18 protein-coding genes and 1 pseudogene are annotated in these 22,648 nt (G+C 42.5%); 3 read left to right on the top strand and 16 right to left on the bottom strand.

Features of this window, described 5'->3' with window-relative positions; genetic code table 11:
• Positions 1–4: 4 nt before the first annotated feature.
• Both BV375_RS09270 and BV375_RS09265 read right to left on the bottom strand, forming a co-directional pair.
• Complete coding sequence (locus BV375_RS09270; protein WP_086759666.1) at positions 5–5,902, bottom strand: AAA family ATPase; 5,898 nt, start codon at positions 5,900–5,902, stop codon at positions 5–7.
• Positions 5,903–6,257: 355 nt separating this feature from the next.
• Positions 6,258–7,136 (bottom strand): sulfurtransferase, encoded by an 879-nt coding sequence (locus tag BV375_RS09265; protein WP_086759698.1) that lies wholly within the window; start codon positions 7,134–7,136, stop codon positions 6,258–6,260.
• A 97-nt stretch (positions 7,137–7,233) separates the two neighbouring features.
• Here BV375_RS09265 and BV375_RS09260 point away from each other — a divergent pair, with 97 nt between their 5' ends.
• Complete coding sequence (locus tag BV375_RS09260; protein ID WP_086759664.1) at positions 7,234–7,953, top strand: LuxR C-terminal-related transcriptional regulator; 720 nt, start codon at positions 7,234–7,236, stop codon at positions 7,951–7,953.
• 177 nt (positions 7,954–8,130) lie between these two features.
• Here BV375_RS09260 and BV375_RS36705 read toward each other — a convergent pair whose 3' ends face one another.
• The 11 genes from BV375_RS36705 to BV375_RS09210 form a co-directional block, all read right to left on the bottom strand.
• Positions 8,131–8,286, bottom strand: coding sequence for a hypothetical protein (locus BV375_RS36705; RefSeq protein ID WP_166507413.1), 156 nt, complete (start codon positions 8,284–8,286; stop codon positions 8,131–8,133).
• Positions 8,287–8,447: 161 nt separating this feature from the next.
• The gene (locus BV375_RS09255) at positions 8,448–8,840 is read right to left on the bottom strand and encodes a DUF5615 family PIN-like protein (RefSeq protein ID WP_086759662.1); all 393 of its coding nucleotides are present in this window, start codon (positions 8,838–8,840) and stop codon (positions 8,448–8,450) included.
• Positions 8,837–9,211, bottom strand: coding sequence for a DUF433 domain-containing protein (locus tag BV375_RS09250; protein WP_086759660.1), 375 nt, complete (start codon positions 9,209–9,211; stop codon positions 8,837–8,839). The genes BV375_RS09255 and BV375_RS09250 overlap by 4 nt, the downstream gene beginning before the upstream one ends.
• Before the next feature lie 240 nt (positions 9,212–9,451).
• A complete protein-coding gene (locus BV375_RS09245; protein WP_086759658.1) occupies positions 9,452–10,186 on the bottom strand; it encodes an HNH endonuclease in 735 nt (244 codons plus the stop codon).
• The gene (locus tag BV375_RS09240; RefSeq protein ID WP_086759655.1) at positions 10,161–11,096 is read right to left on the bottom strand and encodes a DNA adenine methylase; all 936 of its coding nucleotides are present in this window, start codon (positions 11,094–11,096) and stop codon (positions 10,161–10,163) included. The genes BV375_RS09245 and BV375_RS09240 overlap by 26 nt, the downstream gene beginning before the upstream one ends.
• A 434-nt stretch (positions 11,097–11,530) precedes the next feature.
• Positions 11,531–13,090, bottom strand: a complete 1,560-nt coding sequence (locus BV375_RS09235; RefSeq protein WP_143842037.1) for a hypothetical protein — start codon at positions 13,088–13,090, stop codon at positions 11,531–11,533.
• Positions 13,091–13,376: 286 nt separating this feature from the next.
• Positions 13,377–14,648, bottom strand: a complete 1,272-nt coding sequence (locus tag BV375_RS09230) for an MFS transporter (protein WP_086759651.1) — start codon at positions 14,646–14,648, stop codon at positions 13,377–13,379.
• Positions 14,611–15,075 carry a MarR family transcriptional regulator gene (locus BV375_RS09225; protein ID WP_086759649.1) on the bottom strand — a complete coding sequence of 155 codons (465 nt, stop codon included), beginning with the start codon at positions 15,073–15,075 and terminating at the stop codon, positions 14,611–14,613. Before BV375_RS09225 ends, BV375_RS09230 begins: the two co-directional genes overlap by 38 nt.
• 13 nt (positions 15,076–15,088) lie before the next feature.
• Positions 15,089–15,943 carry an ABC transporter permease gene (locus tag BV375_RS09220; RefSeq protein ID WP_086759647.1) on the bottom strand — a complete coding sequence of 285 codons (855 nt, stop codon included), beginning with the start codon at positions 15,941–15,943 and terminating at the stop codon, positions 15,089–15,091.
• Positions 15,900–16,754, bottom strand: coding sequence for an ATP-binding cassette domain-containing protein (locus BV375_RS09215; protein ID WP_086759645.1), 855 nt, complete (start codon positions 16,752–16,754; stop codon positions 15,900–15,902). Before BV375_RS09215 ends, BV375_RS09220 begins: the two co-directional genes overlap by 44 nt.
• Positions 16,755–16,923: 169 nt before the next feature.
• The gene (locus tag BV375_RS09210) at positions 16,924–18,120 is read right to left on the bottom strand and encodes an FAD-dependent monooxygenase (protein WP_086759643.1); all 1,197 of its coding nucleotides are present in this window, start codon (positions 18,118–18,120) and stop codon (positions 16,924–16,926) included.
• A gap of 429 nt (positions 18,121–18,549) precedes the next feature.
• On the opposite strand from BV375_RS09210, the gene BV375_RS09205 reads away from it, so the two are divergent.
• A complete protein-coding gene (locus BV375_RS09205; RefSeq protein ID WP_086759639.1) occupies positions 18,550–19,281 on the top strand; it encodes a class I SAM-dependent methyltransferase in 732 nt (243 codons plus the stop codon).
• A 34-nt stretch (positions 19,282–19,315) separates the two neighbouring features.
• Positions 19,316–19,657 (top strand): annotated as a pseudogene (locus tag BV375_RS09200) (Tn3 family transposase); the annotation flags it as partial.
• Positions 19,658–19,830: 173 nt separating this feature from the next.
• On the opposite strand, the gene BV375_RS09195 reads toward BV375_RS09200, so the two are convergent.
• The 3 genes from BV375_RS09195 to BV375_RS09185 all read right to left on the bottom strand — a co-directional run bounded on the left by BV375_RS09195 (position 19,831) and on the right by BV375_RS09185 (position 22,559).
• Positions 19,831–20,991, bottom strand: coding sequence for an LLM class flavin-dependent oxidoreductase (locus BV375_RS09195; protein WP_086759636.1), 1,161 nt, complete (start codon positions 20,989–20,991; stop codon positions 19,831–19,833).
• A gap of 231 nt (positions 20,992–21,222) precedes the next feature.
• Positions 21,223–21,360, bottom strand: a complete 138-nt coding sequence (locus BV375_RS36700; RefSeq protein ID WP_166507412.1) for a hypothetical protein — start codon at positions 21,358–21,360, stop codon at positions 21,223–21,225.
• Between the two features lie 407 nt (positions 21,361–21,767).
• Positions 21,768–22,559: a dienelactone hydrolase family protein gene (locus BV375_RS09185; RefSeq protein ID WP_086759632.1), complete on the bottom strand. Its 792-nt coding sequence runs from the start codon at positions 22,557–22,559 to the stop codon at positions 21,768–21,770.
• Positions 22,560–22,648 lie beyond the last annotated feature (89 nt).

Genomic DNA, 22,648 nt, shown 5'->3' with positions numbered 1-22,648 from the left:
CATGTCAGTTTTTATCAGAAGTCTGTGCTTGAATCGGTAAGGTGATAATAAATTCAGTTCCCTCATCAGGTGTAGAATTCACAGTCAGCAAACCGCCATGTTTTTCCACAACAATTTGATGAGCGATCGCCAATCCTAATCCTGTTCCTTTACCAGCCATTTTGGTAGTAAACAACCGATCGAAGATGCGTTCTTTAACTTCTGGCGACATTCCAATACCGTTGTCTGCGATCCGCATTACTATCTGGGTATCTGCTGTTTCAGTTGTAATTGTGATGCAGTGAAGAATTTCCTGACTATTTTTACACTCTCGTCCTTGATACGATTCATCTATGGCATCGATCGCATTAGCAAGGATATTCATAAATACCTGATTTATTTGCCCAGGAAAGCATTCTACTAAAGGGATATTGCCATAGTGTTTAACTACTTCAATAGCTGGGCGAGTTTCATTAACTTTCAAACGATGTTTGAGAATAACAATGGTGCTTTCGAGTCCTTCGTGCAAGTTAAAAAATTGCGGGCGATCGCTATCTGCGCGAGAAAATATTCTCAGGCTAGTACTGACATCACGAATGCGTTGTACTCCCAGTTTCATTGAGTCAATTAGTTTGGGTAAATCCTCACGGATATACTCTAAGTCGATCGCCTCAATCTCTTCTTGAATAGCTGTGCTGGGATGGGGATATTCTTGCTGGTACAAATCAAGCAGTCCAAAGGTATCTTTGACATAATCCAAAGCTGGTTGCAAATTTCCCGCAATAAAACCAACGGGGTTGTTGATTTCATGCGCCACACCTGCAACTAAATTGCCCAATGCTGACATCTTTTCACTTTGGACAATTTGTAATTGAGCGTTTTGCAAATTGTGCCATGCTTGTTCTAATTCTTGTGATTTTTCTTGCAACGCTTGCTCAACTTGTTTGCGCACGCTGATATCTAGAACTATTCCATTCCATACAAGGGAACCATCCGCTTGCAATTCTGGTTGAGATGCAGCTTGAACCCATTTCACTTTACCTGTTGGTGTAATAATCCGCCATTCATGCTGAAAAAGAGTTAGATTTTGCACTGATTCCAATATCACTTTTTCAATTCCTGGAATATCATCAGGATGCTCTAAATTTCGTAAGCTTTGCTTTCCAGACATCAGTTCTTCTGCGGTTAGCCCGTAAAGTTGATAGCAGCCAGAACTGATATAGGATATACAACTAGAGCCATCAGCACTGACGTGGAGTTTGTAAATAACGCCAGGGATATTGTCAGCTAACGTTTGCAATAGAGCTTTATTTGCTTGTAAATCGCTATAAAGTTGAGCATTTTCTAGAGAAATCGCTGCTTGAGTGCAGAGAAAGTTGAGAATATGTAGGCGATCACTAGTAAATACTCCTTGAGTCAGTTGATTTTCGAGATAAACAATCCCTACTAAATGTCCTTGGTTGAGAATTGGTGTAGATAATATGCTCTTAGGTTGATACTTTTGCATATATTCCCTAAGCAACCCAGGTATATTAGTTTGCAAGTTATCAATGGCTACAGTTGCTTGGGTATTTTTGACGTAATAGATAAGTTCTCTGGGGATATCTTCACAGGTTTCTAATGATTGTGTATTAAGAATAGTTCGGATTTCACCTTGGGCTTCATGGCTAACATAAGTAATTACTCGTACTTGCCAAGTATCCTCTTGCGGCAAGATTAGTACAGATTTCTTGGCACCAGAATTTTCTAAAATAATCCGAGTAAGGCTGGCGATAAGTTGATCGAATTCGATGGAACTAGAGATGGCTTGAGCAGCCTTGAGGATAGAAGTAAAATCGAGTGCATCAGAAATACTGGTGCTGCTACTGCTAGAAGTGTAAGTAGATGAACTCCGGGCGAAGCCAATATTAGCAACAGTTTCCAGAGGATTAAGGTTGAGTTGTCGCTGTTGTAGGATGGGTTGCAACAGTTGCGGGTAGCGAGTTTCCAAATCAGCGACTTTGGCTTTAGCCCCCCAATGGCTATAGCCGTAGTAGGCTTGAATTAGATACTCCTGAGCGATCCGCTGTTTGCTCCATTCCAGGTAAAATTTGGCAGCAAGTTCGTTAGCAAGGCTTTCTTCTTGGAGGTATTCGTTGGCTTTTGCTACAGCAATAGCGCGATCGTACAAGTCTGTAGCTTCCATGTACCTGCCAGAAATTTTTGCCATTTCAGCAGATAGCAACAGATATCGATGCAGAAAATTTTCTGGGCAATTATCCGCCCATTGTTTGACAATTTGCTGATGCTGTTCTAAAACGCTCCAATACTGTTGTTTATCCTCTGATGCAACAGTAGTATAGAGTGCTGCCAAACTCAGCGGATAATAGAAATGGTACTGAATAATTGGGAAAAACCCCGCATTTGATGCCAGTGTTTTCTGTGCTTCTTGTGCTGCTGCAACTGCATCTGTATAGCGACCATAAAAATAGGATAGTTGTAATTTGAGAAAGCAGTACCAGTTAATTCCATGCGCAAAGTTCTGCTTTTCTCGCCAAACATCTATATATAGAATTTCCTGGTCATGGCGATCGCCTAATAAGTCGGTATTTTTCGCAAGGTCTTGCAGGCTGAGAAGGAACTGTCGCTGTAAGGTAAACGCATACAGCATATTAACATCATTTACCTGCTGCACATAGCTTAAATATTTTTCAGTTTCGGCATAGACATCCGCTAGGCGATCGCCCTTGATTAACATCGCCCAAATTAGAAATGAAACTGCCCAAACACCAAACACCACATCTCCAGCTTCGCCACTGCTTTGAAACGATTGTCGAGACACTGGTAAATTGGTTTTTAAATGCTGATTATAGGGATTAATTGTATGAGCAAAGATATTATTAGTCTTATAAATAAACTTAGTGCTATTAAAATGGCGATCGAGTTTGATGCCTAATGTTCCAAACTCATAAGCTGTTTGATAATCTCCTTGATTTGCCAGATTCATTCCATAAAGACAGTAAGCAAAACCGGAGGCTTCAGCATTGCCATATCTCAACGATAAATGAATCATGAGTAAAAGACTCAGCACAGCTAGGTGTTGCTGACCTGCCATATAAGTAGCAGCCCAAAGGTCAGCTAAAAGACTAATACAAACCTTTTTTACCGGGTCTGTCATCTCAGGTAGATCGAATAAATCTGCTGCACGAATTGTTACCAATTTAGTATTTAAATCTTCGAGTTCAGTGTGAATGGCAGCTTGCTGTTCTGCAACAGTGAGTGGTAGTTTCATACCCATGATGCTCAAGCCTTTAAGTCCAGCTTCACAAGCAGCTTGGATATTCTCGCCTTGTGTCATTTTCAGATACATCTGAATAGCATAAATTTCTGCTATATCAAAATTATCTTGAGCATAATACAACGCCAAATCAAACAGTTCTTCTGCTCGATTTAAATTACCAGTCAAATATTCGCACTCTGCACATTCTCGATATAATCCAAAGGTGAGTGTGTAATGAGTTTGCCAGCTATTTTCTAGCAACAATTCTATCCCAGAAGCAAAGTATTTAACCGCAGCTTTATAAGCAGTAGAGGCTTTGGCTTTCCTGCCAGCAATCAGATTAAGTTGAGCTATTTCATCTTTTTCTGATTGTTGGGTAATAATGTCAATTCCCTCGTTTAACTGATTGACAATATCAAAAATTCTGGCTTCAAGAGCTTCAGGCGATGTATTTTGTAGCAGCAATTGGCCGATTTTGAGGTGAGCCAATTTTCTTTGAGATTCCGGGATAAGGGAGTAGGCAGCTTGTTGAACGCGATCGTGTAAAAATCGGTAGCTTGATAATTGAGAAGCATCTGTAAGAGATGGGACAACCTCCGCTTGATTGCTGGATGTTTCTTGATTGTCCTGGTGATAAAACTTGTAGACCTCATTGGTAGGAATCACAAATCCTTCTTGCAGTGCTTTCCACAAGTCGAGAGCGGTTTCCATCTGCGATTTTTCAAGAACGATCGCCAAGGTTGCCAAATCGAATTGATTGCCAATACAGGCTGCTAATTTTAAAATTTCCTGCGTCTTAATTGGCAACTTTTGTAGTTGCATAGCCATGAATTCAACTACGTCATCAGTGAGGGAGAGCGATCGCACTTGTGCTGCATCACATTGCCAAAATCCGGCATCAAAATCAAAGGTAATCAGCCCATCCTCATAAAGCGCCTTGAGAAACTGAGTTGTAAAAAAGGGATTTCCCTGGGTTTTTTGATAGACTAACTCAGTCAAAAGTAGCGCGCGCACTGACGGACAACTCAACGTGTCAGCAATCAGATGATTCACATCTGCTTGACTTAGGGGAGCCAATGTGATTGTGCTGACAATCGCCGCTTGGTGAATCTCCTCCAATGTCAGCATCAACGGATGGGTAACGAAGACTTCGTTATCGCGGTAAGCACCAATCATCAGCAGGTAGTTCGTTTCTGCTTCGCCCATCAAAAGTTTCATCAAATTCAGGGAAGCTGAATCTGCCCATTGCAAATCATCTAAGAAAATTACTAGGGGATGTTCTTTTGTGGTGAATACCTGAATGAACTTTTGGAACAGAAGATTAAAGCGATTCTGTGCTGCACTTCCTGATAGTTCCACCACCGCAGGCTGCTTGCCAATAATGCGTTCGAGTTCGGGAATCACTTCAACGATCACTTGGCCGTTCTCTTTGACAGCAGCCAAAATTTTGCTTTTCCATTGCTTCAATTGGACATCAGTTTCACTCAAAAGTTGCGCCATCAATTCCCGGAACGCCTGCACAAAAGCACTCAAGGGAATATTCCGTTGAAACTGGTCGTATTTACCTTTGATGAAGTAGCCCCGCTGCCGGATAATCGGTTTATGCACTTCATTGACTACAGCAGTTTTGCCAATGCCGGAAAAGCCAGCAACTAAGATAAGTTCGCTACGTGCAGAAAATTGCCCCTCCTCACTGACACGCTCAAACGCTGCCAACAACGCTGCAACTTCTGTTTCCCGCCCATAGAGCTTTTCGGGAATGAGGAAGCGGTCTGTAATATCCCGTTGCCCCAAGTCGAAGCTGGCAATATTGCCGGAATTTTGATATTCAATCAGGCATTGCTCTAAATTGTATTTGAGTCCAAGAGCGCTTTGGTAGCGGTCTTCGGCGTTCTTAGCCATGAGTTTGCTGACAACAGCAGACAAAACTGATGGCACATTTGGATTGAGATGGTCAACAGCGAGAGGTTGCTTGGCAATGTGACAATGCACTAACTCTACTGGATCGTTAGATTGAAAGGGGAGTTGTCCGGTCAATAGCTCAAAGAAACTGACTCCCAGTGAATAAAAATCACTGCGGTAGTCAATACCTCGGTTCATGCGTCCGGTTTGTTCTGGGGAAAGATATGCTAACGTTCCCTCTAAGGTGTTCAGGCTTTGAATCTGCTGAATTTCTCTAGGTAGAAGCGTTGAGATGGAAAAGTCAATTAGTTTGGTGTGGTTTGTATATGGATGAATCAGGATATTGGCAGGTTTAATGTCTTTATGAATAACTCGCTGTTGATGTAACTGGTGTAAGGTATCTGCCAGTTGAATCGCAATTGGAAGAAATTTTTCTAAAGTCAGCGGTCGTCCTTGGGTAAATTGGCGTAGGGAAATACCACCAAAGTCTTCCATTACCAAAGTATAGCCGTTGTTATAAGGTTCCAAACTGTAGGGCTTGATGATGCCAGGAATGTCTAGGTTTTTGGCGATCGCATATTGGTTGCGGAATTGTACTAGTTCGCTGAAGGTCGGGTACTGCCATTTTAAAAGCTTGATGACAACTGCTAGGCGATCGCGTTCTCGAACTGCCCGATATACTTGGGTGCGAGAACCTGAATAAAGTTGCTCCATAATTTGGTAGCCAGCCAGCCTTACAGTTCCATCAACTTTTGCACTCATAAATTTTGACGAGAATTCTTGTACTGAGATTAGAATTCCCAGAGCGACATCTAGCCTAACAAACCTTGGAAAATTGCGGGGCGCGACGACCAGATAAGTAAACACGCAAAATTAATTACAGTCATTGCGAGCGTAAAGCCTTCTCCTAGCGGAGACGCTGCGCGTAGCTTGCTTCCCCTTCGGGGTACGGCATAGCTCCGCTTACAAGCAGCTGAACTGGGCTAGTATCATAAGCCGCTAGTGCGTCTACTCTACCCTTTGGGTTCGGCTTTGCAGTACGAACGCTTAACGGCGAACCCGCAGGGTAGAACATCTTCACAAGAAAATGTCCTATTTAGACGCGCATTAGCTTCAACTATGCAACTACACCAGGCTCTTGCATCCATTCCCCTGCGTTCTGATATTGCTCAATCGGTGCATCAGGAAGACGGCTCCATTCATTCCACGAGCCATCATAATTTCTCACTTTGGGATAGCCCAATAAATATTTCAACACAAACCAAGTATATGCCGATCGCCCACCAATTGCACAGTAAGGAAACACTTCCTTGTCAGCCGTGATGCCTTGGCTACTGTAGAGATGATGTAATTCTTTGGCTGACTTAAACGTTCCATCTGCGTTGAGAGTAAGGGTATGCTCAATATGCACAGCACCTGGAATATGTCCCCCGCGTTCTGTTCCTTGTGGCGGCTGCATCATGAATATTTCGCCACGGTACTCTTGAGCGGTACGGACATCCAACAAAACGCGATCGCCCTGGCTTAGAGATGCTAGAACCTCTGCCTGCAAAACCCGCAAGTTCCCATCAGGAGCTTGCGCACGGTAATTAGTGGGGGTGAAGTTCGACAACTCCGCTACCAATGGACGACCTTCTGCTAGCCATTTTTGATGCCCACCATTAAGAACGTATACCTGTTCATGTCCAAAGGTTTTCAAAAGCCAGAAAATCCAAGCTCCTGTTCCAGGATAACTGCCATAGGCAACGACGGTTGTTTCATGAGAAATACCTGAGCGCGAAAGCAGCTTTTCTATGGCCTTTGGATCTAAATTTATACGGAGATCGGGCATCAGCAGATCCGTGAAGATATTCCAAAAGATTGCACCAGGAATGTGAGCGTTCTTATATGGTTCTGGACTCATGTCAACCTCGACCACGCGAACTCTGGGATCGTTGAGATGATCCATCAGCCATTGTGTATTGACGAGAACTTCAGGATGAGCATACTGAGACATGGGCGTTTCTCCTGTCATTTGCACTAAAGCTAAGATTAAAAGAGGAGTATTAGCTTCGCCCAGTCCTCGATCGTGTACAGTTTCCGACACAGTGCCCATGAGAAATTCCTTGCAGTTGCTTTTTGGAGCTATCAACCAAGCGCAGAATGAACAAGATCTGCGATCGCGTGTCGTGCCGAAACTCGGTGAGTATTTTGTGGCTAAAAAATGGGGCGTTTTCTTCTTCGATCAACTTCGTTTTGCAGACAGCAAGCTTCAGAAAATATTGCAAGTGGGATTATCAATCGAACATAATCCTGTTGTACGTTACTTAGTGGAGCGTCATGCCCCCGTCCACGAAGCCTTGGTGGCATCACCTAATGTCTGGAGAATGATTTGTCCTCGACCCGATCATTGGCATGTGATGGCAGGGCCGATTGTGAGTAATGGGCAATTAGTAGGTGTAGTCGGCTTCACCCGCGAACAGACAATGACTGCATTTGATGTACACAACTTAGCAGATTTAAGTGCGCTCTGCCTGCATCTATCTATTTGGAATGCAACGGTGCGATCGCGATATCAACCGTTAAAGAGCGATCGCTTAACCTCCCGTGAATTGCAAATTGCTGAATTGGTTGCTTTAGGGTATACCAACGCAGAAATTGGTCATAAACTTTGGATTCAAGAGAATTCTGTCAAGCAAGCTCTCAAGCGAATGTTTCGTAAGCTTGAGGTTTCCTCTCGTGCTGAGATGGTTGCCCAGCTTGCAGCAGTTACACAGCGTTCCTCTCCCACAACAGAGCAATCTAATTTGATGCTGAATACATATCTAGGGTAGTTTATTTGCTCAAATATCATGCGCTCGCTCAATGTTACTGAACCAGTTAATGCAATTCAATTGCAGGTCGATGCATTAATATAACGAGCCGATGCAATTCAATTACAGGGCGATGCGATCGCTTAACTTTACTGTTATCTCTTTAGTTGCTCAGGAGTAGGCATTTCTATCAACAAATTACTCTTTCTCAGCATTTGGGATTAAATCCTCATCAGATAAGGGAGGGAAGTCTAAATCAACAGTCCGCCTCAGAATCTCTAATACCAACTCTAGTTGCTCGGAGTCTGTCAAGCGGTCAAAGGTATTGAGAAGTTCTTGTACTAAAGCAGTCATAACCTTGCGCTTAAACCTTTTCACAGCATAACACGAGCTTTATAAGAGAGTTTTAGCCATTGCTTGCTCAAGCAGTTTTTACTAACAGAATTATTGCAGCGATCGCTTTTGAGAGCAACTCAGTCATAGCTTCGCAATCTTCAACGCATTTTTATCTATAACTATGGAATAAAAATTCGACCAACACCTTTGTAATTCTCAATATCAAGTAGGATATCAATTAGACGGACAGCACATCTTTCTCGATATTCACGGTCGTTAAACCGATCTAAACTAGCAATCGTCACTACAGGTAATGAACTTGTCGTGTTTTCCTCACGAATGGTCTGCTCCAAATTATCAACCCCCTTCATTCGACGATTGGCGGTCAATAAAATCATTTGGTTTTCCTGTGCAAATCTCCATACAATTCGGTCACTGCTATCATCTGCTAACTCTGCTTCATGAAACATCAGAAAACGGATTGAGAACATCTCAAACCAACCTTGACTTGCCAAAGTTCCAAGCAGCTGAACAGCGTATCCTTCAAGATTATGATCGATCAAAAAATTCATTCACTCATTCCAAGCCTGTCTTTCCACGCTTGGAGCTTTGCTCGAACTGCTTCTTGTCCAGGTTTTGGAGGAAGCGCTCTGATTTGTGCTAATCGCTCACGATTGCGTTCTTCCCAATATTGCCGAATCTCCTCGGCTTCTTGTAAAACTTTTTTATACTCAGCTTCCACTTGAGCGCGATTTGCCTCAATGTAAGACAAAGCCGCATTGATTTGCTCATCAGTTAGATTGAGCATATTGCGAGTATACCTGGCTGGATATTGAGCAGTTACATAATCCATCACATCGTAGATAGTGATTCGCGTTCCGGCGATCGTCAGTCCCCGTTCTGTACGAATAATTTTCGATCTCTCGTTTGATGTAGATGTCATAACGTCAGTTGAAAGATTTCTTTTATAGTACCCGATCAGCCATTGGGACAATAGGAGAAAGCGATTTTTTCAGATCGAGTTTTTATTTTCAATTACATAGGTTTTTACTGCGATCGCATCTTGCTCAGTAGTCGGTAAGATTTTCAATCGCGCGATCGCTTTTTCCAGCAACTCGGTAATAGCATCGGAATCTTGGTAGAAGAGATACCATAAATTATCGCCCAGTTCTCTATTGTGATGTTAGCCATCGTCATTCCGATCAATTTCTCTCTCTATGATTTCCTTGATGAATTCAGGAATATCTTTATTCAGTTCAACAGCTTGCTGTTTCAATCTTTCATATATCCCAATATCTTCTCCCTGCCACATTAGATCTATTCTCCTTACTTGTCGCATGGCAATATGTGTATAGTTTTCGGGATAAGCCCAGTAACATGATAAACAGATAGACTTATCCTTGAGATGATTCCAGTTTTGACAATGCTCACATGACCAAGATTTTGCTCGGTTGGCAGAGCCACAAAGCAGCATAAAATATTCAGGTAAAAGCTCCGGTTCCCCATCAACTTCAAAAGGAACACGGTGATCAATCTGCAATTCACGCTCATCTACTTCTTCTAAATAAATGAAGCATTTACAGCCATATCTCTTAATTAATTCATCCTTCAATTGTTTTGATAGACCAGTTCTACCAGAGAATCTAGAAAATCTAGCCTTACTAATATCGCCAAATCTATAAGCAGCGATCCTTCTACCATCGCTTCCTGTAACGCGGAAAGTTTCTAAAGGAATTCCATGTTCTCGAACATCTCTTGCCGCTCTTGGAGGATGATTATAGCCGTATGTGTTCTTGAGTTCTTCTGTGGTTACGAAACCATGTTGCAAAATGTGATCAATAACAGCTTTCGGTCTTTTGGCAGTTACGGACTGACAAAGTTGGATGAAATCATCAGGTAGCAGCTGAGAACTGTCCATGCTTCTCCAACACAATAAGCGGTTTGTGCGACCTGCTAATATAACTCTCTATCTCTAAATTGCGATCGCGAAGTAAAAATGGTGATAAGTACAGAAACTCTATCGTTACTTCGTCTTTACCCAAAAGCGTTGCTTGGGATGATCGCCCAACTTCAATTTCTATTTTTTTCAACCCTAATTCTGCTGGTAAGGATTTACCGAAAGTTTTATTTCCTCGTTTGCCATCATAACTAACTACAAACGCTACTTCTTTTTGATTTAACGCCTCAAGACCTAGAACGAAATCATCAAAATTTATTCCAGAAAAATATCTTGTATCTCTATTACCACACACACCTTGATAAGGGGGATCTAGATAAACAAAATCACTTTGTCTAACTGTAGACAACACTTCTCTATAATCTAAGCAGGTGAATTTACACTTATTTCTCAGCAGCTTAGAAATACCTTCTATATTTTTTCTCATTTTTTCAGGTTGAGTTCCCTTTCGCCTTTTATCAGGGCTTTGATTGAAAAGACCTTCAGAGTTATATCGAACAGCCCCCTTAACGCATCGAGCCAACAAATAGAGAAAGATTTGAGGATCATTAGTTCTATTAAACTTATCTCTAGCTTGATAGTAATGTTCTAAGGAATTGCTATGTTGCTCATTCCATATACTTGTATAAGCATTTGCGATTTTTTCAGGATTCTCTACGATTAATTCTAATAATTTAACTAGGGGTTGATTTAAATCATTGAGCCAAAATTTTTGAGAAATTCTTTGATAAGAGGCGGCAATACTAATTGCAGCAGTTCCCGCAAATGGCTCTACCATTCTATCCACAGCATTAGGGAGAAATTTGAGAATATCTGACGCAAGGTTTCTTTTACTGCCTTGGTATTGAACCAGATGCGGGAGGCTTGCCATTTTCGACTATTTTGATTTTGAATTGGGAATCACTTTTTGGATCAGGGTGTAGTGCGATCTCTCAACGTTACTTTGCTAAAGAGTACCAGTCTCCTTTGTTATAACCCTGTTCTGTCACTCTCCGTAAACTTTTGCCATTTCTAAATTCTAGAGCTTTTGTATAGCAGGCGATCGCGCGATTATTTTCTAATAACAAATACAAAACCGATTTTTTTCTAATAGTATAGCTTGTATTGATTGCCTCATCAGGCTTCTAGCTATCGCCCTCCCGGAAAATGACAGAAGAAGGATAAGTAAGTAGGCACAATTAAACCAAACTACGTAAATTTATGTAAAGCAGCAGAAATGCTTTGAATATAAACTTTTAAGCGATTTATATTTCTTAATTTAGTTGTGTTTTTTAGCGCTCACCTACTTACCTCCGACTTATTCTGTCAAGTGATATCATCTGTAACACCTTCAAGAAAACCAATGGCTGCTTTACCCCAAGGTGTTTCTTCGGCAAAATGTTCACCAACTTTAAGTGATCCTTTCTTCACACCATTCCATAAACGTTTAAGACTCAAGAGATTTTGCCCGCGCTGAGGCTGATTATGCCGAATTTCCTCAAACTCTGCATCAATAATTGTAGTTGCTTGTTGTTCTGAAGCTCGAGGATATTTCTGTTGTAAATCTGCGACTATTTGCTTAAAATCATTCAAAGTTTCCCAAATCTCTGGTTGTAGATTATTATTGTTTTGAGTTCCTGAGGAGCCACGCTCGTTGATTTGGAGATTTTGAACAGATCCAAATTTATAGTTTGATTGCCCAGAGCTAGAACTTGGCGGCTGAGGACTGACCATATCTTTGTTTTTTTCCTTTTTACGTTTGATAAAAACAACTATAAAGAAGACAATAACAGCAGCAATACATGAATACAGTAAATACGGTAAAAAACCTTTCCACCTCTCGAAAAGACTGATGGTACCAAACTCATAATTCTCTATCTCCTTTTGAGCATTTACGACCCACTTTTTTTGCTTTAAAACATCGGTAATCAATTTTTTCAATTTATCAGCAGAATAGCCTCCTGGCTTTCTCTGAATTGCAATAATATAATTCTCTGTTTCCCCAAATAAGTAATCCCCTGGTTTACGGGGGAAAAGTGTATAGCCTCTTAGCTCGTAAGGTTTTCTATACTTTCGATATGGTAGATTATCTTCAACTCCCTCTTTCAGCAAAGTCCGTAAGATTACAGCATCACTAGCAAAAGCTTGAATTGAATTTTGGTCAGAGGCGGGTAATTCTAGAGCATCCAAAGCAGAATCTCTTGCATCACCTCTTTCATCTTTTGCATCAAAAGGAATATAATTCGGATAAAACCTTCTTCCTTTATCACTCTCAAACTGTTGGAGAGTAGTTGTACGCTGAATAACTCCGATCTTAAGTGCTCGAAGTCTGTTCTCTAGCTCAATCTCATTTTGATTATCTAGTTTTTTAGCTTCATCTTCTTTCAAGAGTAATTTTATACCTGTTCTATAGAAGCTAACAGGGGCGTAGTCAACTTTATCTTCGATAGGCTTACCTTTTGTATCTAGTAACTTAAGTGACGATAGTGAATTAGGACCACATTCAATGTCAATTTTGTTCGTCACAAGTCCATCAAATCTAGGATAACCTTTGCCTCTATACTGGTTCTCTATATTTACAGGTACGACTGTAATGTTTGGATGTATGCCTTTTAAATTTAAATAACTTTCTAATTTTTGTTTAAGAAGATTGCAAAATCCATCGTATTCACCAGGTTTAATAATTCTATTAGTTGCGACATCATAATCTTCAGGTACAAGAACATGACCAATTGGAAAAGCAGCAGTCCGAATCCCTAAACGAATAGGGTTAGGTAAATTAGTTTGTGAGAAAGCACTACTAGCACTGAAAATACAGATAAGGCATACCAGAATGAGAATGGCTCCATCTTTAATTCTATTGACTCTAGTACGCAATGGAAGCATAGAGGGCAACATACTTGTCCGTTGAAGCTAATAACCCAAGTTGCTAGTTATGCGATCACAAGTAAAAAGGAGGTCACAAGTACCTGGAGGTTAATAACTGACAACTTGGGTTATTATACAAAATTTTTACGTATAACTACCCTACTAAGAGTAGTTATACAAATTTTTATTGATAAATCCGCTTTTGTGGACATCCCTGTTTAATGATTTATACTCATGCTCTTAACCATGATTATTGAGGTGATCGCAGTCCATGAGATTAGTATTCCTCAACACAAGTGACTTTTTACTCATACTCATGCAACGCCCCTAACTTCCGCATCTCTGGCCAAATCATCGCTGTTGCAATCACCACAATAATCGTGCCAATTCCGCCGCCAACAACGGAAACTATGGGGCCGAACAAAGCAGCAGCTAAACCTGACTCAAAACCCCCTAACTCATTGGAAGCACTGATAAACACACTGTTAATAGCAGCGACTCGACCGCGCAAATGGTTGGGTGTGCGAATCTGAACTAAGGTATGGCGAATCACAACGCTGATACTATCTAATGCGCCACTCAATGCCAGCATCAACAGTGATAGCCAAAACCAACGCGATAAGCCAAAGATAATCGTTACTACACCAAAACCTACCACAGACCACAGTAAGGCTGGCCCGGCTTTGCGTAAGGGTGGCAGATGTGCTAAAGTTACCGCCATAATCAGTGCGCCAATAGATGGGGCGGCTTGCAGATACCCCAACTCTACAGGACCAACGTGCAAAATATCCTTGGCAAAGACGGGTAATAAAGCAACTGCACCCCCTAACAGCACTGCAAACATATCTAGGGTGATTGCCGCTAAAATTATCTGATTTTGCCAGACAAACTCCGCACCCCCAGCTAAAGTTTTGAGTGATATTGGTTCTTTGGAAAGAGCAGTGTTTTGCTGTTTAATTGGCAATGTTAAGGCAAAACATAAGAACGCTGCGATCGCTGCTAACACATACACACCTGTGGCATTTCCTAAAGCTGCGATCGCAAATCCTCCCAAGGCTGGGCCAATGACTGTCGCTAACTGAAAGCTGGTACTATTCCAGGTAGCTGCATTTGTAAACACAGTTGTAGGTATCAACTGCCACATCAGTGCATCGCTGGCGGGCTTTAAAAATGCCCTAGCTACACCTGTTACCAACAAACAGGTATAAAAAAGAATAATCGCACCTTGAGTATAAGAAACTACTGCTAAAGCCAATGAGCAAAGAGCCAGTAGCAAAATAGATAGTAAAGTGATAAGTTTGCGATCGCGTCTGTCAGCGACGTGTCCAGTTATCAATGTCAGGGCAATCATCGGTAGCACTTGCGCTAGCCCTACCCCACCTAATACCAGTGCTGAGTTGGTACGCTCATAGAGTTCCCAACCAATCGCCACTGTCTGCATTTGTGAGCCTGTAAACAGGAGTACACGCCCAATCGTAAATAGTCGATAATCTCGAAACCTTAAGGCTGCAAAGGGGTCGTGTTGTGTCGCCTCAGCATTAAGGAGCTTTTTTAATTTCTGTTTGCTCGAAGACATTTTTGAGTAGAGCCAAGCCTTCTTCAATATGTGATACTTGTTCTGGTGTCAGACTCTCTAGAATGTCGGCAATATGAGTGCGAGTTATTGCTTGGGATTGCTGTAATAACAGTTTTCCTTCTTCTGTTAAATTCAGAACTATTCGCCGCCGTTCTTGAGGATGATCTGTACGTTGCACCAGATTGCGTTGTACTAAGCGTTCTATGGTTGTTGATGCTGTTGCACAGGTGACACCTAAATGCTCTGCTACCTCAGACAACGATGCACCAGGATTGCGGTTCAGAAATGCGAGCGATCGCAACTGAGGTATGGATAGAGATTCAGCATTGTGACTGCGCATATCGGCTCGGATAAACCGCATCAGTAAAGGAACTGTTTCCATTACTCTAGAGGCACATTCTTCAGAGGGTTTTCCGAGCTTGGGCATCTTTTTCTCCTAATTACATCGCCACCCGTGGATAAAGTCGTCCACAGATAACAGTCAAGCCTATTAATGTTAACAAGAGAATTGTACAGTCCAGACCAAACCCATAAACACTGGAGCCATTAGCGATCATTGTGGCGCGTAAAGCATCAACTTCATAAGTTAAGGGATTGATACTAGAAATAATATGCAACCACCCTGGCATCAGCGATAAGGGATAGATGGCATTACTAGCAAAAAACAACGGCATTGTGATTAATTGCCCTATACCTGTAAACCTTTCTCGGCTTCTGACCAAACAGCCAATGATTAATGAAAAAATACAAAAACAAGCTGCGCCTAAAAGTACAATTACTACTACTTGCAGTAGAGCTAAGGGATTAAGGTTAAGTTTGACACCCAACAGCAGTGCTAATCCATAGATAATCACTATTTGTGATAAACTCCTAATTCCACAAGCGACAGCTTTACCCAATACCATCGCCGCACGAGGTATAGGACTTGCGAGAAATTTATGCACAATTCCTAAATCTCGCTCCCAAATCAGCGTCATCCCACCTGTAAAAATCGCTACAAATAATACGCTTTGAGCGAGAATACCAGGAGCCATAAATTCTAAATAAGATAAGTTACCTGTAGGGATAGCGCGAGTACGGGTAAAAACTTGTCCAAAGACTAGTAGCCACAACGCAGGCTGTACGCCCCGAATTAATAAATCATAGGGATCGTGGCGGAGTTTACGTACTTCTAGTTCAGCGATTACAAAAGTTTTGTTAAATAATTCTGCGATCGCAGAGATAACATTGCCTTTACGCGCAGGCTTTGGTTCAACCCAACCGTTGAGCATTACGTCTGGTTCTTGCCGTGTCATGATAACTAACTCCTGATGCTAATTCGGCCCCTGTATACTGAATAAACACATCATCCAAAGTTGCGTTTGGTTTATCTAAGCCAGCTTTTAAATCGGTGGGTGTGCCAGTTGCAATCACCTTACCCCGGTTCATAATTGCTACTCGATTACACAAACTGTCGGCTTCTTCTAAAAAGTGAGTTGTTAAAAATATAGTTGTGCCGTAATCTGCACGGAGTTCCTGTACCAAATTCCAGACTTGGCTGCGCGCAACTGGATCGAGTCCGACTGTTGGCTCATCTAAAAACATAATTTGGGGTCGATGCAAGATGGATTGGGCAATTTCCAGCTTGCGAATCATCCCCCCAGAATAATTTCTTACTAAGCGATGGGCTGCTTCCTCCAAACCCATGAATTCCAAGACATCACGAATACGCTGTTGGCGTCGTTTAGATGGAATGTCATATAGCTTGGCAAAAATTAAGAGATTTTCATAGCCGGTGAGACTCCCATCAGCAGAAAGAGCCTGCGGTACATAGCCGATCGCTCTTCTCACAGCCTGAGATTGATGAGTTACATCATAACCAGCTATGGTTGCCCTGCCACTACTTGGTGGTAGCAGCGTTGTCAACATCTTAATTACTGTACTTTTCCCTGCTCCATTAGGACCGAGCAAGCCAAACACTTCACCAGGTGCGACAGAGATATTCAGCCCATCAACGGCTGTGAACTTGTCAAAACGGTGCGTGAGTTCCTGTGTTTCCAATATGACCGATTTCGGAAAGTTGGTAGGCGTTTCTAACCGATCGGCTCTTCCCGTAAGTTTTGTCACGAGTAAGATGCACTTCCTTTAAAAGATAATTAGGTTACCTAATTATTAGCTTCTCATATATTTGGTGTAAGTCAAGAGCCTAAAAGCTATCAACCCCAGCTAATGCCTAGAGCAAGGACATCTTGCGTAACTGTTTAAAGAAAAGCTAGTCACAACGCTAATTTTCGATTCAGTATGGCTTGTAGCTATAGAGCCAAGTTTGAAAATCATCATTATTAGCTATTTGCGATCGCTCTTGCATTTGTCTATCAAATGTCTCAGTTTCGGTTTCGTAGTAGCGCATCTCACCCAAGGCGCTACGTTTTTGAATAACTTGTGTGCGCTCAATGCGTCGCTGTTCATACCTAATTAGTGCTGCTTCCAGATTAGATTCTTGTGACAAACACGCTTGCAGTTCGTATGCATCTTCAAAAGCAGAATTTGCTCCCTGTGCCATAGCAGGTGCCATTGGATGGGCAGCATCGCCTAGAAGTGTGACTCTACCTCGACTCCAATAAGCTAATGGTGGGCGATCGCAGATAGGATGTTCCTTGATTTCCTCGGCTGGTGTTGCTTCTACAACCGCCCGAAAGGATTTGTCCCAGTCTTTTAATTCATGAAGAATACGAGATTTGACTTGTTCGGCATTCTCACAAAGAGAGCAATCTGGTAAAAATTTACGACTAATCCAACTGGTAAAGCCATTACCCACATTGAGCAGGTACATGAACTGTTTATTACCTTTAATAAAAACTAGATCGTAGGAATTAAACAGTTCGTGGTTATATTTGATGACTGAACGCCAACACATACTACGCAAATAATTAAGCTTACCTTCACCAGTTAAAGTTTCTCTAATAACGGAGTTGACACCATCAGCACCAATTAGTAAATCTGCATTTACTGTATTTCCACCATCAAAATAGATTTCCACATTGCTGTCATTTTGTTTAAAGCCGATGCAGCGATGATTCAGGTGGATAATGTCTGATGGCAATCTGGATGCCAGAACTTGCTGTAAATTCCACCACCAGACAATGATAAATGTCTGTCCGTATTTCTCTAAATACTTGGCTGTGTTAGCCCGGATTGTTTCTCCACTAACATTTTTTAAAGCTGTCTGACGAAGTTCAATGCCGGAACTTTTAAGTCTCTCGACTATTCCCGGCGAAATTGCTTCTAGACAGTTCAATCCGTTGGGAGTTAGTCCTAGACCAGTACCAGCTGGGCGAAACTCTTGTGCTTTTTCGTATACCTGAACATCAAATCCTTTGTTTCGTAGCGCAATAGCAGTAGCCAAACCACCAGGGCCAGCACCGATGACAGCAATTTTTTCTACTGTCTGTTTAGATGAATTCTGGCTAAGAGAGTGTTCTTGTATATTCATATTGCTTTTTACATCCAACTTCTTTTCGATTAGTGAAAAACAACCGCATCAAGATAGATTAAATCTTAAATATGAATACCCATATAAACTTTTTTAAATTTTAGCAATAATTTTTCTACTGAAGAGGAATGTTACTCACATTAATTAGGACAAGTCATACTATTGTGTATAATATTGTCTTAATTGCTCAATAAAGAAGTAATTAATTAGGTTAACAAAATATCTAAAAAATTCAGTTAGATACAAGAAATAATTTTAATTAGTACAAGTATAAAAAATATGGTGCCAATTCTTTAAAACAAAAGAGTGAAAATTTGATGCTATAAAAAAGTAGACTTTTCAATAGATATAGTTTAACAACTAGACAGTATAAAATTTTAGTATTAGCTTAATTACATGCAGGTATAAATAAAGTGCCAAATAAAAATTATGCCAGAATATTACAAAGAAGACCTCGCATTTATTCATGATATCGGTTACAGTGACTATGCTCTCAAGTCTGCTCCCGGTATATTAGAAATTCTGGCTAGACACCATATCCGAGAAGGGCTGATAGTAGACTTGGGTTGTGGTAGCGGCTTATCGGCGCAAGAGTTTACAAAAGCTGGTTATCGTGTTCTGGGAATTGATATTTCTGAGTCGATGATTGCGATCGCACGCGAGCGATCGCCAAATGCTGAGTTTCGCATCGGTTCACTGTTTGAGGTTAATATTCCCTTATGCAATGCCGTTACATCGATTAGTGAATGTCTTAACTATCTGTTCGATCCAAAGAGCGATCGCCAAACGCTAATTAATCTTTTTCAACGTATATATAACGCTTTAGTTCCTGGGGGTGTCTTGATTTTCGACATTGCAGAACCAAGACAGGTTACAGAAAAAATAACTAAGGGATTTACTGAAGGGAAAGATTGGGTAGTACTTGTTGAAAAAGCGGAAAATCAGGAGGCAAACATTTTGACCCGTCGGATTATCAGCTTCCGCAAAGTGGGGGAATACTACAGAAGGGATGACGAAGTACATTATCAGCAGTTATACAAAGCAACGGATATTGCCAATGAACTCCATCAAGTTGGTTTTGAAGTTCAGATGATGCGTAGTTACGGTGAATATTCTTTGCCAAAAGCTCATGCTGCTTTTATTGCACGTAAGCCAGAGTAAGTTCGTAGTTAGAACTTTAGTCTTTGATTTTTAATTAATTTTAAATAAGCTTGAATTTCGCTCCAATAACGAAGTTCATCATCCAGTTATTCAAGGTTTAGAATTACTTAAAAAATATGCTGATAGCAAACAGCGTTATTATGATGTTGGGTAAGATATACCTATTGAAAGAGTGTTACGTAGTGGGTGGCAAGAATTTATTTTAGAGAAGAATACCGATGGCGAAATTAAAGTTAATCGCATTAATTATGAGTTGAGCGTGCTTCAAGCATTAAGAGACAAGCTCAGATGCAAGGAAATTTGGGTTGTGGGAGCTAATCGTTATAGAAACCCTGAAGAAGATTTACCTGCTGATTTCGACTCCCTACGGTACTTTTCGCTTGGATATGAATGAAAGGTTGCCGATTGAAGTAGCCGCGTGAATGTCTTTAATAATACTAGTATTCTCACTCCGGAGAAACTAAGGATATAAAAAAATATTTAATAGAACGCCTGCGTCAGCCGCACCTGCTGACGGGCGTCGGCTGCACGCAATGGTTGGGCTATCCATCAGACTGAAAATGCCTTACCGTCAGTTTGACCTTTTGGTGTCGTCCCATGCGCGGCCCGCTCAATCCGGGGCCAGACTTCGTTCGCCATGAGCTCCATAGAGCGCCGGGCGAGCACTGGATCGGTCCAGTCGTGGCCCGTGTAGAGCAGTGTGCCGAACGCGCCGACCTCGTTGCGGAATGCAAGAATCTGGTCCGCGACGCTCTGGGGGGTTCCCGCGATTACGAGACGCTCGATGCACCGCTTCGTAGAGAGCTCGGAATCCGGCTGGTCGGGAAAGTCGCGCATGACGTCCAGCGCGCCGGCCTTCGCGAGCTTGGTTCTCATGACGTGGAAGTAGAAGTCGTACGCGCCGTCCTCGCGATGCACGTAGCGATGTGCCGTGGCCTCGTCATCGGCCACGAAAACGCTGCGCGCCACGCGCCACCCGGAAGCATCGGCACAGAGACCCGCCGAACGCCGGCCTTCCAAGTAGTTCTTAATGTGGGCCCGGACGGCGTACGCACCCACGTAGGTCGCTGAGATTCCGGACCAGCCGCGCGCTCCCGCGGCGTGCGGTCCCTGAGCGTCCGGTCGGATCGAGGTGATGGCGATGGGCGGATGGGGCTCTTGCAGCGGTCGGACAGCGACACCCACTCCGATGTTCCGATCGAGCGATCGCTCCGTGGTGGTACGGTAGAACTTGCCTTCGATCCGGTACGGCGGCTCTTCGCTCCAGATCCGGCACATGTGCTCAAGCGCCTCCTGGGTCTTGCGGTTGCGGTCCGATCCCAGGTCTCCGATGGCCTCCGCGTCGCCGCGAACGCCCGGCCCAACTCCCAGGATCAATCGACCCTGCACCAGGTGGTCCACCATCGCGACCTGCGCCGCCACCATCGCCGGGTGGTAGTTGGCGAGCGGAAGCACGCCGGTACCGAAGGCGATCGACGGGCACGCATCGGCGAGATTCGCAATGAAAGCGAGGCTCGAGGTGATCGTCTCGGCCGAGTCGACGAGATGCTCGCCGATGAAGGCTTCGCGGTAGCCGAGCCGATCGGCGAGCACGACCGCTTCGCGATCCTCGCGGAGAACGTCCCCATAGAAACGGGACGGCGGGTGGACGGGCTGGATGAAGAATCCGAGCTTCAGGGAGTTCTGCATTGAGTCTTTATAGTCGTTCATTCCTTCCGTGTCGCCCAACTACTTATTATACGTAAAGTTTTCGTATAATTCTTTTCTCAATCATAATATATCAAGCATTACAACGAATTCCTGTCTGAATATACAGAAAACTTCTTTTTTACCTCCCAGATTATCTCTACTGTTGCGGTATCATATCAAGTTCGGATAATTACTTATTATTAAAATCTCTCCGCGTCCCCGTGTTCCCGCGTCAGTCTTTATGATAAGTCTTCAACCGAACATGATATCAACCCCCAAAGCCATACCTGAATAGAACTGGATGCGTACCCACTCAAGGGCGCGATACTCCTGCGGAGTCGCTTCACGAACGCAAGCATGAACAATCATGCCTTCGAGTCGGCTACGCACCTGCTTCCATCCCTCTTCATCAAATTTTTGATGCCTGTTTTTCATGAATACCACTTTTAGGGTTGGTTTATCTTCTATGAGCCAATCAACAAACTCTTGGGGCAGCCAGATATTAGAAGGAAGATTGAAATTTGCACTTAGGGAAGCTATCTCTGGGTCAGTGTATCCTGCAAGGTTGCATCCAATCCTAGTTGTTAGGAATTCTAGTTCAGGATGAGTATTTGCATATTCGACTAGTTTCTCAATCTGGGATTTGATTTGGGGAAGGGGGATTGACCGGATACCCTTATTTAGGTCTTTGGTTGTGATCGCTTAAGGTAAGAATAAGCATTACAGCCCCGGTTACGGCAACATTATGGTTCCAGTCGCGGCAATATTATGGGTACAACGACAGCAATATTTTCAGCCTATCTTCCCCCTGGTGACAGCTTCGCTAGATTTACCCCTAATTCTACTTTTTTCAAGTTCTGTTGGAATAATTCCAACACGTGCTTCCAAGCATCAGCAGAGGCTTCTGCATTGTAACTGGCGCGATGGTTGCAGAAAAAACCGTGGTCGGCTCCGGAATAGCGAAAGACTGCATGAGGAATTTGATGTTTTTTCAACTCCGCTTCAATCTGCTCTATGTGTTCTGTGGGAATTCCCTTGTCCTCTAAGCCAAAGAAGGCGTATAAAGGGTTTTTAATTTCAGAAGTACGGGTAATAGTAGGTGCACCACCGCCAGGAGTTGAGGTTGGAATACCGCCACCGTAGAAAGAAGCTGTAGCTTTGATATCTGATAATGTAGCAGCAAGGTAAACGACATGGCCACCAAAGCAAAAACCTATCGAACCGATCGCATCTTTTTGGACATTTGGTAAAGTTCGCAAATAAGCGATCGCCGCTTGAATATCGCTTAATATTTCATCAGCTTTGGTATGCTCTTTATGCTTCCTGCCAATTTCGATAGCATCAGGAGTGTATCCAGCCTCAAAGCCAGGAGCAATACGTTGAAATAGAGCCGGCGCGATCGCTACATATCCTTCTTTGGCAAGTCTCTCGGTTACTTCCCGAATGTGAATGTTAACTCCAAAAATTTCCTGAATCACGATTACAGCCGGAAATGTCCCTTCATTTGTTGGTTCAGCTAAGTAAGCATCAATTTGCAAATCACCGTTTGGGACTTTAACTTGGCTAGTGCGAATTTCTTTATTTGTCATTTTGGGTAGCCTAAAATTTTTAAATTTACTATACTACGTTAATTTGACCAATTTATCGTAGTATTAAAATCAAGCCAGAGATATTGTAG

This window comes from Nostoc sp. 106C, assembly GCF_002154725.1.
Classification (GTDB): Bacteria; Cyanobacteriota; Cyanobacteriia; order Cyanobacteriales; family Nostocaceae; genus Aulosira.
The sequence above is the reverse complement of the archived record's forward strand: the minus strand, read 5'-3'. Positions and strand labels throughout refer to the sequence as shown.